This is a genomic window from Dethiosulfatibacter aminovorans DSM 17477, from assembly GCF_900142005.1.
GTDB lineage: Bacteria > Bacillota > Clostridia > Tissierellales > Dethiosulfatibacteraceae > Dethiosulfatibacter > Dethiosulfatibacter aminovorans.
The window spans coordinates 75,254-88,991 of sequence record NZ_FQZL01000005.1; the positions used below are offsets into that span (position 1 = coordinate 75,254).

Below are 13,738 nucleotides of genomic sequence, written 5' to 3' on the forward strand. Positions count from 1 at the left end.
ACAGCCTGTTTGGATACGGTTTTTTGTTTGTTGAGTTATCTGCCTGTAAGTTTTTCCATCTCATCAATTACTGTGACAGCTCCACCATGGCGGGCAAGTATCTTTGAAAGTTTTTTCGTATTTTCCAAATATTTTTCCTTGCTTAGGATTTTGTCTACTATGCGTGGAAGCCTGTTCCTGTTGAATTCTTCCTTTTCTATCAACAGTCCAGCCTTGTTTCTCTGGATGGAGTAGCCGTTGTATTTCAGAAAATAAACATTGCATTGTACAACTATCTGCGGGGTATCCGTGGTTATTGAATTGAAAACATCCTCGTTTTCCCCGTTGTGAATGAAGACGGCTGCATCTGCCAGCTGTTTTTTCATGTTTATATTTTTTCTTACGGTCACATTGCCGAAGTCACCGTTCCCAAGCTTTGATGATACAAGCAATATATTGAAATCCGTACCCTTGAAGGCTTTTATGGTTTCCTTGAGAATGAATTCACTGTCCATTGACCTTAGCTTTATAACTATTTTTTTTGAGGGAATGAGAGCTTTCACAGACTCGGTTTTCCTTATGGGACCTGTGAAGATCACCGATTTACCTGCAAGTGGCTCCAACTCGTAAATGCTGGGAACAAATCTCAAGTCTGATCTGTCGAAAAAATCGCAGAGAGAACCGGATTTTGATATGCCGATTTTGCTGTTGCAGGAGTTGATGATATCCAGTACATACCGGTCCTGTGAGTGGTATTCACAAAGGGGAAAGGTGACTGTGCTGGCAATCCTTACATTCCTTGACAAAGATGCCGACAAGGCTCCGGGCCGAAGGTCCGAATAGACTATGTCCGGCTTGAATGAATCTATGGCACTTGCTATTGATTCTACATCCCTTTTGTAGTATTTCTTGCCTATGGCACCCATGATATAGAGTGCGTCGGAAAATGAATGCATGTTGTCAACCTTGTAAAACCAGTCCTTGGGTATTGATTCCTTTCCGGTTTTCTGTTTGATTATTGATGATTTCAGGTTTTTTGGCAGGGGGGCTTCGTAGAGGCCGGTGCCTTTGATTTTTGAATAATTGCAGCATTGGTTCGCCGACAGGGCGACTTCATGTCCCCTTCTCATGGCTTCTTCAGAAAGCATCCTGACTCGTTCATGTGATTCAGTAAGCTTCAAGCGGGTTATCAGTGGTGCGAACAATATTCTCATACATTCTCCTTGAATTATTTTGAGAACCTGGTCCCGGAAATGTTAACGTTTGCTTGTTGATGTGCAATTCAATAATACTCCTTTTGTGGGCAATTGTCAAAATTCCCGAATGTGGAATTCTTGTTTGTAATCTGGAATTTTGATATAATAAACACATTATTGAGGATAGCACATGAGGTGTCAATATGATTAGAAATTCAAACAAGAACAAGTTGTTTTTCACAATACAATTCATAATAGACTATTTGACTGTAGTCGTCGGACTGGGTATTGCATATGCAATTGCCGCTGGAGAACTCGGTTTTGCAAAATTCAGCTTCGAGGAAGTAATTGCAATAGTTACAGTGTTTTCATTCGTCGTGTTTTCCATATACAAGCCCCATTACTGCGGGAAGAAAAAATACCTGGACAGCATGTACAATTCCATATTTTCCATAATAGCCATCCATGTAATCGTCATAACCCTGGGATATATTTTTAAAAGGACAAAGATACCGGCTGGAGTATTTGCATATTCCATGTTTTTCAGTTTTATTGTATTTGCGATACAAAAGAAGGTGATGTTCAAGCTTTACCAGAAAATACATATAAAGGAAAGATCAATAGTCATTGGAACAACAGACGACAAGGAAATGATAACAATAAAGCTTATAAAGCATCTTGACCATCTTTATGACGTCAGGTATATACTTGATTCGGAAACATTGAGAAAGAAGATGCTTCTTGAGTATATAGAAGAGTCAGAGACTGTATTCATAAGCAACAAGGTTGATGCGATTCTGAAGGGAGACATAATCAAATATTGTTATATGCAGAACAAGGAGGTCTTTGCAATTCCAACAACCTTGGCTGTGTTCAACAACACTGCGGAGTTCACTACTCTAGACGACATGCCTGTTTTCAGCTTCAGCAACAGGATAAGCAATGAGGAGATGGTTCTTAAAAGGGCAGTGGACATAGTCTTGTCTACAGTCGGCCTTCTGGTCCTTTCTCCAGTCATGCTTGCTTCAGGAATTGCCGTCAAGGTCCAGGACGGAGGAACGGTTTTTTTCAGACAGACCAGACTTACGAAGAACAACATGAAATTTGATATGGTCAAGTTCAGGACCATGATTGAAAATGCAGAGGCGCTGACGGGTGCGGTGATTGCCGATGAAAATGATTCAAGGATAACCAGGGTCGGAAAATTTCTTAGGATGACAAGGATCGATGAATTGCCTCAGCTGATAAATGTGCTTAAGGGTGAAATGAGCATAGTGGGACCGAGACCGGAAAGGCCTGAAATTGCTGAAAAATTCACAGAGGAATATGATGAATTCGGGTTCAGAACCAAATTCAAGGCAGGTATAACCGGACTGGCCCAGGTCAGGGGCAAATACAATACCGCCCTGAAGGACAAGCTTATTTATGACCTCTACTATATCAACAACTACTCGATTTTTCTCGATGTCCAGATAATGTTTTATACACTGAAGGTAATATTTATGAAATCTTCTACTGAAGGGCTAAAAAAGGCTGAATCCCTGAAGGATACTGCCCGGAAGAATGATTTTGATGTCAGGGTTCATGATAGTGGAGTGATTGAGGTTGTCAGGTAGAGGATAGAATCCTTGAATGGAAGGGAAAACTTTGATATAATAAGCACATTGTTAATCGGTCGGGATGATTCAACTGACCGATAATTCGAAGGGTTTGATGCCCCGAGAATTTTACATAGGGGTAGTACACGAGGTATCAACATGATTAAAAAATCAAATGAGAACAAATCGTTTTTCAGAGCACAGGTCATAATAGATTATTTGACAATAGTCGGCGGATTATTCATTGCATTCACTGTTTTTACAGAAGGTTTGACATTTGCAGATCTTGGATTCAAAGCATTATTGGTCCTTACAACCATTATATCATTCAGTGTTTTTTCGGTATACAAGCCGTATCTCTGCGGTAAAAAGAGATATCTTAAAACCATGTATAATTCCATAAGTTCCATAATTTGCATCCATGTAATAGTTCTCGCCATTGAATATTTGTTCAACATGGCAAGAATTCCGAGTTCCATCTTTTCTTTTTCCATTATTTTCAGTCTGGCGGCATTTACCATTCAGAAGAAGATAATGTTCCTGCTTTATCAAAAGGTACATGTCAAGGAAAAATCAATAGTCATTGGTACTACAGACGACAAGGAAATGATTACCATAAGGCTTATTAAGCATTTGGGTCATTTATACGACATCAGGTATATTCTTGATTCTGAAATTTTGAGAAAAAAGATGCTTATGAAATATATTGACAAGTCGGAAACTGTATTCATCAGCAACAAGGTTGATACTGTATTGAAAGCTGACATAATCAGATACTGCTATACACAGAACAAGGAAGTCTTTGCAATTCCTACGACCCTGGCTGTTTTCAACAATACTGCCGAATTTACAATTTTAAACGACATACCCGTTTTCAGCTTCAGCAACAATATAAGTGAAGAGGAGATTGTCCTTAAAAGGGCAATGGATATAGTGCTGTCCATTCTGGGAATTGTGATACTGTCCCCGGTTCTCATTGCTTCAATCATAGCCGTAAAGGTTCAGGATGGCGGTCCGGTTTTCTTTAAACAGACAAGGCTCACAATTAACAACAAAAAGTTTGAACTGATAAAGTTCAGAACCATGGTCAAAAAACCGGAGGAAGTTGACCGAACTGCAACTGTCGATGGAATTGATCCCAGACTGACCGGTGTGGGAAGGATTCTAAGAATGACAGGAATCAACAATCTTCCTCAGTTTATCAATGTTCTCAAGGGTGAGATGAGCATCATTGGACCTAAACCTGAAAGACCTGAGATTGCAGAGAAGTTCATCAAGGATTATGACGAATACAGGCTAAGGACCAAACTCAAGGCAGGGATGACCGGGTTGGCCCAGGTTTCAATCAGGCAGAATACAGCCTTCAAGGACAAGCTCATTTATGACCTTTACTATATCAACAACTATTCGCTTCTTCTTGATATCAAGATAATGTTTTATAATTTGAGAGTGATTTTCACGAAACCGTCTGCGGAAAGTTTGAAGAAGGTCGGAGCATTGAATGGTACGGCAAAGAAAATCAATTTCGATGTCAAGGTCTATGAGAACGGTGTTATAGAAGTGGTAAAATAAGATTGTTAATTCATTAACTTTAAGTAATTCTTTGGATCAAGCGATTGCAACGATTTGAGATATTGCCTTAAAAATAATGCAAATATATGTAACGGCTTGGATTTTTTTAAAAAAAATCCAAGCCGTTTTTTATAAGAATCTTTATTTTTCAATGTGTGTAACGTTTGCAGGATTGTTAAATAAACTACTATTCCGGTAGCTGTTTACAAAAAGATAAAAAAGTGCTATTCTTTTAATGGAAGTGGTTCTACCAAAATGATGGTATGGAAATATTTTGTGTTCTTATGGAAATAAAAATAATTAAGAGGTTTTATGTCACAACGAGTTTCGTAATAATTCATGTACCATTTGCAAAATAATTGAAGCTTTTATATTTCAAATGGTACATGAATTAACTCAACTAAAGTTGTGACATAAAACTAGGAGGTAAAGTATGAAAATTGTTGTGTTGATCAAGCAGGTTCCCGACATGGAGAAGGTAAAGTTTGACAGGGAAAAGGGAGTTGTGGACAGGAAGTCTGCAGGAACGGAAATAAATCCTTTTGATCTTAACGCCCTGGAAGCTGCCGTAGCAATCAAGGAAGAAACAGGAGCCCAGGTGGTGGCTTTGAGCATGGGACCTCCAAGTGCGGAAACGGCTCTTAAGGAAGCAATAGCCAGAGGAGCGGATGAGGGAATCCTTTTAAGCGACAGGAAATTCGGTGGAGCAGATGTCAAGGCTACTGCAAATACACTCGCAGCAGGAATCAAGGAAATTGGAGAATATGACCTTGTACTTGCCGGCATGCAGACAGTTGACGGAGACACTGGTCAGGTAGGATCAGAGGTTGCTGAAATACTGGACATTCCACATATTTGCTTTGTAGAAAAAATTGAAGAGGTAACAGATAAGGACATAACTGCCGTAACTGACATATGGGACGGAGTATATGTAAAGAAGATGCAGTTTCCGGGACTTTTGACCGTTACCAAGGATATAAACAATCCAAGACTTCCTTCATTCAAGAACAAGATGAAGGCGCGAAAGGCTGAAATACCCGTATGGGGACTTGACAAGATGAGTGCCCATATCGATGAGACAGGTGCAGGACTTAAAGGGTCTGCAACCATGGTTAAGAAGATAGAGGTTCCCGAAGCGGTTCGCAGGGAAGGAAAGATGTGGAGGGAAGACATAAACTCAGCCCTTGATGAATTTACAGATATATTGAAAAACAAGAAGATACTGGAGGTGAAGTAGATGAAGGATTTTACAGGTGTAATGGTTTATGCTGAGCAAAAGGACGGAGTAATACACAAGGTTTCATATGAACTTCTCGGAAAGGCAAGACAGCTTGCAGACGAATTGGGCGAGGAAGTTTTATGCTGCATATGCGGTCCTTCCAACCTTGACTTGCAGGAACTCATCTACAGGGGAGCCGACAAGGTTTACCATGTTAAGGATGATGACATATTCAGCATCCCGGAAATTTTGACATATTCGAAGAATGTAGTGAAGGTCATCAACGATGTGCAGCCTGAAATATGCCTCTTTGGAGCAACAAGCTTCGGAAGGTCCCTGGCACCTAGAGTAGCGGCAGCCCTTAAATGCGGATTGACGGCAGATTGTACGGGATTGGAAATCGACCAGGACGACAAGAAGCTTGTGCAGATAAGACCTGCATTCAGTGAGAACATACTGGCACATATCAAGTCTGACTATATGCCTCAGATGTCAACCGTAAGATACAAGGAGTTTGACGAGGCCAAAAGTGATGAAGGCAGGAAGGGTGAAGTTGAAGTTATTGAGCCTGTTGTAATAGAGAACAACATGATTCAGGTCTTGAAGGAAATCACAGAAGAGGACTTCAATATAACCGACGCTGAAATAGTGGTTTCAGCAGGAAAGGGACTGAAGACATCAGAGGATTTCAAGATGATCAAGGAACTTGCAGATGTTCTTGGCGGAGTTGTCGGCTCATCAAGACCTCTTGTCGAAGACGGGTTCATTTCGAAGGCTCACCAGGTAGGATACAGCGGAAACAGGGTCAAGCCAAAGCTTTACATAGCATGCGGGATATCAGGAGCGCCACAGCACCAGGCAGGAATGAAGGAATCGGAAATGATACTCGCCATAAATTCCGACCCTTCGGCACCCATATTCAACATAGCCGACTATGGAATAGTTGGAGACATGTATGAGGTTATTCCTCAGATGATTGATAAGATAAACAGCCAGAAGGCACTTGTATAAAAGATCCATGGGAAAATATAAACCACAGAAAAGATAAATAACAGAATAATGTTCCTGAACAGGCTTGAGCCTGTTCAGGGTTTAAAGCAAAGAAGCAAAAGGAGGGTAGGTTTAAAGGCTTTAAGAAGTCTATATCCAAGGTATCATAAAATAAAATATATAATGGAGGATTTTAATGGAAAAGAAATCAGTTATGCCAACGTTTTTTGCTGTAGCATTTGTATGGTTCACAACCCACTTCGGTGGTGGATTTGCATCTGGCAGGCAGGTTGTACAGTATTATGTGGGTTACGGATGGTATGCATCATTCCTGCCGATACTGTCACAGGCAATAGAAGCATTTGTATTTTATTACGCATGGAAATTTGCTATTGAGAAAAGGAAATACGACTATAGAAGCTGGTCACTGGAATTTTACAAGCCTGTAGAAAAGGTTATGTCACCCGTATTTGAAGCTATTTTTCAGCTGATATTGGTAACAGCAACTGCAGTTGCCTTTGCAACAGGCGGGGCAACCATAACGACGGTATTTGGAACAAGCTATATACTCAATACAATATTAATCGCTGCATTCATGCTGCTGCTCACAATATTCGGAGCAGAACTTGTAAGAAAAGCTGCAACATATATAGCAGTCGCAATCATCACAGGAGTAGTTGTCGTTTACGTACCAAACGTAGTAGCAGGATGGGGAAAAATAACAGCAAACATTGCAGGTTTACAGGCAGGAACGTTGGAAAGTACTGGAACCTTCGGGCAGGCGCTCTGGAAGACATTTGTATATGCCGGATTCCAGTCATGCTGCCTGGGCGCATACCTTGCACATTCAAATGCACTCAAGGATGCCAGTGATGCCAAGAAGGCTGCCGGCTGGGGATTTGTAATCAATGCCGCAATACTTATGATAGCGACTCTTGGAATCATGGCATTCTATCAGGATGGAATACTTGCTGAATCAGTGCCTGCATTGTTTGTAGTAATGAACGGAGTTGGATCTTCAGTGCTTACTCCTCTTATTTCAATATTGATAATACTGGGAGCCGTATCTACAGGCGTCAACCTCATTTACGGAACTACCAACAGAATAGTAAACTTCATAGGAAGAAACGACAGCGAGGAAGTTCAAAAGGAAAATCTTACAAAGAGAAGTACGGCCGTATCACTGGCTTACGTTATATTGACATGGTGCATAGCTCAGTTCGGATTGATTCCGCTTATTGCAAAGGGTTACGGTACGCTGGGATACATCGCAGTATTCGTAATAATTCTTCCATTGCTTGTCAAAGGTGTAATAGGTTGGAAACCTGTTGCAGAAAGTGCTGACAAGGCCAACAAAATATAGATTTACAATAGATAGGGAGGTACATATGAAAACAGAAACAGCAAGAGTAATAAATGAGGAAATAATAGGGGAATTGCGGAACATATCGGGAAACGACTGGGTTGTATCGGATATGTCCCAGATGGAAAGCTATTTGTATGATGAAACCGAGCTTGCAGTAAGACCTGTGGCAGCTGACGGTTGTGTGGTTGTCAAACCGGGGACTGCAGAAGAAGTGTCTGGCATTGTGAAGCTTGCGAATGAATATAAGATACCGGTTGTACCAAGAGGTGGAGGTACCGGACTTTGCGGAGCCGCCATACCTACCAAGTCAAGCATTGTGGTATCACTTGAAAGACTCAACAAGCTTGTGGAATTCGACAACAAGAACATAATGATTACAGTAGAGGCCGGAGTAACGCTGGAGGGCCTTCTCGAAATGTTGAAAGAACACGACAAGCTGTTCTTCCCTGTTCATCCGGGAGACGAGGGTGCACAGATAGGCGGAATGGTTGTAGAAAACGCCGGCGGTGTAAGGGCTGTAAAACACGGCATCATGAGAAATCACATCAAGGGTGTGGAAGTCGTCCTTCCAACAGGCGAGCTTGTGACACTGGGTGGAAAGCTGATCAAGAACAACATGGGATACGACCTTCTTCACATGATGATAGGAAGCGAGGGAACTTTGGGTATTGTTACAAAGGTTACCTTGAAGCTCTACGCCAAGAATCCGAACATAGGAACACTTCTGGTATCCTTCAACACCACTGAGGAGGCTTCGGACATAGTACCAAAGATACTTCAGGATGGAATAACTCCGCTTGCAATAGAATACATGGACAGGGAAGTCGCCCTGGAATCCGCCGAGCATATAGGGCAGGCATATCCTGCTACAGAAGGAAGCGTTGACCTTATGTTCATACTTGATGAAGCCACTGAAGACGAGCTCTATGAAAAGTGTGAAAGAATAGTGGGAATGTGCGAGGAAAACGGAGCGGTTGACAGTCTTATAGCGGAATCTACGAAAGAGCAGAGAGCCCTTCTTGAAATAAGAAGCAACGTCTATACAGCCTACAAGGAAAACATTGCAGATGCTCTTGACATAGCCGTTCCATCGGGATCCGTACCTGACATGCTCAAGGACATAAGCGCCATAGCCAAGAAGTACAACACCATTTCTCCTGCAGTAGGACATATAGCCGACGGCAATGTACACAACTTCCTCATGCTTGACAACGGCGAAATCCCTGAATACCTTGACGACATGAGAAATGAAATGTATGATGCGGCTATAAGCTACGGCGGAACTGTAACTGCAGAACACGGTACCGGAAAAACCAGGAAGAGACATATGGAACAGCAGTATTCGGCAAGAGAGATAGAGATAATGCAAAACATCAAGAAGGCTTTTGATCCCAATGGGATTTTCAATCCTGGAACAATAGTCGACTAATAGGTAAAGACAAAAAATGTAACAAAACATTTACTGTCAACCTTCAGGTTGCCAGTAGCTTATATAAAGGGGAAACGGCTTGGAATCGAGTTGTTTACCCTTTTTTTGCTTTTGCTTGGCCTGCTGTATGGGAATAATTATTTTCAACTTATATGTCCCTTTGCGGAAAGTTTAATGAAATAAGAATTATATTTCATATATTTCAGAGGAGTGATGCTGAAATCATATGAAATATTTTTTTTATTCAGCTTGATTTCGTTGAAATACCTTTCGGCTTCTTCTAGAAGCATGACTTTTATACTGTCTATTTTACTTGACGATGCATTGAATACTGTCGTTGTAAAATTCTTGCTGTAAAAGGCTGATGCAGCTCCTATGGCTGTCAGTTCCGTTGAATCATCCATTTCCAAATATTTGTTCATGAGGGAAAAATTCTCGGAGGCGATGCCGGTGAGATTTATCAAGGGAAAAAAATCCTCCTTGCCAAAGTTGAATCTGTTGATTACATCTTTCATTTCATCTGCATTGCCAAGTTCCTTTATGTGTATGATTTTAGGGATGAATCCTGGGTGTTTCATATCAAAAGTCCTTGTGGATTCACCAGGGAGGACAGGCAGAGAAGAAGATACTCCGCTGGCTGTAATGTCGTCCTTGATTCGACTTATGACTATTGTGTTTTCTGCTCCTGCTATTTTTGAAGAACCGAGTATTTTACCTGTATGACTCGACAGCCATGTAGATGCAGGTTCCTTGAGAATGGATGTTTCGTCAATCAGGTACCCGTCTCCTCTGAGGAAATAAAGAGGACATTTTATGCTCGAGACTTTCAGGGCGTCGTTTATTATGGAGACGAGCTTTCTTGCACTATCCAAATAGACAAGGTTTGTGAGGAGATAATGTTCTCTTGATATATAGTCGTCAACATTGAAAATACTTGATTTGGTTATTTCAAGCCTGCCATTTGAAAGATTTTCGAGTATTTCGTGAGTACTGTTTTCGATTTCAGGATATGATTTTGAAAAATAGCTGTTTAATCCCACTTTTTCTATTCCCTTTTCGTTGAAATATCTTACTGCATCCCCAATCTTGCTTAATGATTCTTTATCTTTCGATAATCCAAGGTTTATGGAGTGAACTCGATATGTCTTATTACAGATGTCCAGTTTCTTGACATCTGTAGAATATTTTCCGGGAAACTGCTGTATATATCCGATGTCATTCGTCTTTACTTGGGCGGACAGATTCAATCCGGTTATATCACAGACCGCCGTGAGAGACTTGATGCAATTGGCATCAAAAGAGTGGGACGATAAAAAGTTGTCGATAGAATCATGGAGAGAGGATAATCCTTTTTTATAGTCCTTGGATGCAATGACTGACGTTCCCAATTTGCAGGAAAGTGTGAATCTATTCTTGTTCTCGATTGATAGAATTAATCCTAAATTCATTGAGATCTCCTAATAGTAGTAATCGAAGTATAATTCTTCCAGGGACTTGTATGTCCTTTTGTAGCCAAAGGATGAGGGTCCTACGATACTGAGTGCTGTCGGTGTCTTGAGGGGCAGGGGAGCCGGCATCCCTATTACGGACACCTTCATTTGCGGCTTCAGTTCGCTAATGTCAACAGGCATGAGAGTATCCACGTCTATCAGGGATATCAAGTCCGGAACCATTACCGATATAGAATCGTTTTTAAACCCTGCTATGAACTCGTTCTTCATTATTATCCTGTAGTTGTCCGATGAATAAGATTCGATCCCCCTGATCTTTAAAATCTGCCAGTTGTCATTTGTAGCATCGTCGATTTCAAGGATCTTGCCCTTGAAGAGTTCGATGGCAGCTCCGTATATAGAGTTTTTTGTTACAGTTACAAGACGGCTCAGCAGGTCTGAATAATCGGTGCATTCCATGAAGACCTTGCCTATTTCCATGGCATGGGTAACGGTGTTGGGAATCATCGATCTTTTCAATGCTTCGCCCTTGAGCATTCCGCAAGAAAAGAATCCGACGTTGCTGTAGCTTGCCAGGTGGTTTCTGATTTTCAGTTCAAGCATGAAGGTATCTTCTTCATAAAAAGTTGTTACATTCCCTCTGATATCCGAAAGGCAAAATGGCGAAAGAGGAATGTTGTTTATGTGTAGTGTTGTCATTTGAAGTTCTGGAAAGGCAGTGCTTATACAGTCGCCGTCAATTAGGGGCAATCCTGAAAGCGCGGCGGTGAACAGAGGATAGAGGGCGTTTATACCTGCGCATTCCAAAGTATAGAGTCCTGCTATTTCAGAATTGGTAATTTTTGCAAGTTCCCTTATGGACGGCATGCTCTCATGACCGGAAAAAAGAAAATCGTCAAGAAGTGTTGGAGAACCTACCAATCCTGTCCCTGCATAGTATTTATCGTTTTCGAGTTCCCTGCATGAAATCAGAGGGATTGATACATTGCTTGAGAACAGTTCTTCCAGAAGATAAACTGCATTGTTGGTTTTACCGCCGCCTCCTGTACCCAGATATACACTTCCCAAGAAGAGAGGCTTTATACAGCTTTTATCAATTTTTTTCATAAAATCACCCTTTGTTGTATTTTTCTATCCATCGGTACAATGTCGCCAAGCTTATGTCCAGGTGTTTTGCCAGCCGTTTTTTTTCATCCGTCGAATCCCCGTATTTCCGGAGAAGTGCAACGAACTCATCTTTTGACAGTTTTTTTGTTCCTTTCTTCAGTCCCTTTCCACAGGATTTTTCCGACTTTCTAATATGTGATGGAAGATGTTCCGCCTCTATTCTTTCGGAGGTGGACATTGTTACGCAGTATTCTACGGTGTTTGTGAGCTCCCGGACATTGCCCGGCCATTCATAAGCTGTCAGTAAATCCATTGCTTCCAATGAAAAGGTCATGTAGTGCTTTTTCTGGACTATACAAAATTTCTTAAGATAGTAATTGAGGAGAAGCTCTATATCGTTGTGCTTGTTGGTCAGGGGAGGAAGGGTAACGGGTATTACATTTATTCTGTAAAACAGATCCTCTCTGAAATCACCTCTTGTAATCATATCTTCAAGATTCTTGTTTGTAGCGCAAATTATTCGAATGTCCACAGGTATGAGATGATTGCCGCCTATTTTTTCTATTGATCTTTCCTGCAGCACCCGCAGGAGTTTGACCTGTAGATTCAAAGGCATGTCACCTATTTCGTCAAGAAAGAGGGTGCCCCTGTTTGCGGATTCTATCTTGCCGATTTTACCCTGGTTGCTTGCTCCGGTGAAGGCTCCCTTTTCATAACCGAATAGTTCGCTTTCAAGGAGGTTTTCAGGTATTGCTGCACAGTTTATTGCAATGAACGAATGGTCTTTTCTGTTGCTTTCCGAGTGGATGAGTCTGGCTATCATCTCCTTGCCTGTGCCGCTTTCTCCCTTTAGCAGTACGGTGCTGTCGGTGTTTGATATCTGGTTTATTTTAGCGAGGATTCTGTTGAGATAGAGTGCCTTGCCAATGATTTTCGCATGCAGGTTTTCTACCTTGGCGGATGAATGGCTGTCATCAGAGTGAATCCTGTTGCCGACATCTGGAATGCTTGCCTTTAAGCTTCCTATGAACCGGTTTCCGGAATAGTAGTTGCTTATTATTGCATTCCTGTCTTTCGTATTTCTGCTACTGGTTTTCTCGATTTCTTCTTCCTTATCGATTTGGATTTGCATGTTGAAATGTTCCTTTATGCTCTCTATGACTCCCGAATACAGTTTGTTTGAATCCGTTAAATGAGAGATGTGGAGGGAATCGTTTATTGAATCGGACAGGGAGGTCAAGACTTTTAGCCTGTCGTCCGTGAATTCGTTCATCGGGTTGTCGAATATCCACAAGAATCCGTTTTTTTTCTTTGTCCTGCCTATAACTGGTATGAAAACATAAGACAGTCCCTCCTCGGAGTAAATGAGAGGATGTGAATGTGACAACATGTTTGTCCTTTTCTCCTTGCGCGGTGTTTGTGGAGTTTTTCCCTTTGTTGAGGCAGGGGTTGTTGATTTCATTATTATTGTATCGCTGTCAAATACTGTGATTTTAGCATCAAAGCATATGGCCAGGCTGTTTATGAGATTTTGAGTTTTTAGCACGGCTTCTACCTCCAGGTAAAGGATTTATTAAATTATATCATACTATCAGAAAATGAGAAAAATAGAAAAATAGAGAAAAGGAGAGAAATGGTGAGATTGTTTGAGAAAAATAGAGAAAAATAAAAATAATCACCATGTTCAACTCGTTGATGATGAGAATTTTTAAGCGATTATCATGGAAAGTACGTTGATATATTGTATTTATGGTGGAAATATGTAATTTTGATCGAGGAAAGCTGGCACAATTGTTGCAATAATGTAATATATGAAGATTCATTAAGAATC

General features: G+C 41.1%; 10 protein-coding genes. 6 read left to right on the plus strand and 4 right to left on the minus strand.

The genetic code is table 11. The annotated features are described in order from the left end of the window. Positions 1-35 precede the first annotated feature (35 nt). Positions 36-1,193 carry a hypothetical protein gene (locus BUB05_RS02100; protein ID WP_073046413.1) on the minus strand — a complete coding sequence of 386 codons (1,158 nt, stop codon included), beginning with the start codon at positions 1,191-1,193 and terminating at the stop codon, positions 36-38. Positions 1,194-1,378: 185 nt separating this feature from the next. Here BUB05_RS02100 and BUB05_RS02105 point away from each other — a divergent pair, with 185 nt between their 5' ends. The 6 genes from BUB05_RS02105 to BUB05_RS02130 all read left to right on the plus strand — a co-directional run bounded on the left by BUB05_RS02105 (position 1,379) and on the right by BUB05_RS02130 (position 9,349). Continuing rightward, positions 1,379-2,791 (plus strand): sugar transferase, encoded by a 1,413-nt coding sequence (locus BUB05_RS02105; protein ID WP_073046416.1) that lies wholly within the window; start codon positions 1,379-1,381, stop codon positions 2,789-2,791. Positions 2,792-2,932: 141 nt separating this feature from the next. Continuing rightward, complete coding sequence (locus tag BUB05_RS02110) at positions 2,933-4,345, plus strand: exopolysaccharide biosynthesis polyprenyl glycosylphosphotransferase (RefSeq protein WP_073046420.1); 1,413 nt, start codon at positions 2,933-2,935, stop codon at positions 4,343-4,345. Positions 4,346-4,778: 433 nt separating this feature from the next. After that, complete coding sequence (locus BUB05_RS02115) at positions 4,779-5,582, plus strand: electron transfer flavoprotein subunit beta/FixA family protein (RefSeq protein ID WP_073046423.1); 804 nt, start codon at positions 4,779-4,781, stop codon at positions 5,580-5,582. After that, positions 5,583-6,575: an electron transfer flavoprotein subunit alpha/FixB family protein gene (locus tag BUB05_RS02120; RefSeq protein WP_073046425.1), complete on the plus strand. Its 993-nt coding sequence runs from the start codon at positions 5,583-5,585 to the stop codon at positions 6,573-6,575. Between the two features lie 175 nt (positions 6,576-6,750). After that, positions 6,751-7,917, plus strand: a complete 1,167-nt coding sequence (locus BUB05_RS02125) for a YkvI family membrane protein (protein WP_073046429.1) — start codon at positions 6,751-6,753, stop codon at positions 7,915-7,917. Positions 7,918-7,942: 25 nt separating this feature from the next. Next, positions 7,943-9,349 (plus strand): FAD-binding oxidoreductase, encoded by a 1,407-nt coding sequence (locus BUB05_RS02130; RefSeq protein ID WP_245819717.1) that lies wholly within the window; start codon positions 7,943-7,945, stop codon positions 9,347-9,349. Between the two features lie 143 nt (positions 9,350-9,492). On the opposite strand, the gene BUB05_RS02135 is transcribed toward BUB05_RS02130, so the two are convergent. From BUB05_RS02135 to BUB05_RS02145, 3 genes are read right to left on the minus strand one after another with little or no spacing between them, the layout of a single operon-like run. Continuing rightward, positions 9,493-10,797, minus strand: coding sequence for a hydantoinase/oxoprolinase family protein (locus BUB05_RS02135; protein ID WP_073046432.1), 1,305 nt, complete (start codon positions 10,795-10,797; stop codon positions 9,493-9,495). Positions 10,798-10,806: 9 nt separating this feature from the next. Next, positions 10,807-11,907 carry a DUF917 domain-containing protein gene (locus BUB05_RS02140; protein WP_073046434.1) on the minus strand — a complete coding sequence of 367 codons (1,101 nt, stop codon included), beginning with the start codon at positions 11,905-11,907 and terminating at the stop codon, positions 10,807-10,809. A gap of 4 nt (positions 11,908-11,911) precedes the next feature. After that, positions 11,912-13,453 carry a sigma-54 interaction domain-containing protein gene (locus BUB05_RS02145; RefSeq protein WP_073046437.1) on the minus strand — a complete coding sequence of 514 codons (1,542 nt, stop codon included), beginning with the start codon at positions 13,451-13,453 and terminating at the stop codon, positions 11,912-11,914. Between the last annotated feature and the right edge of the window lie 285 nt (positions 13,454-13,738).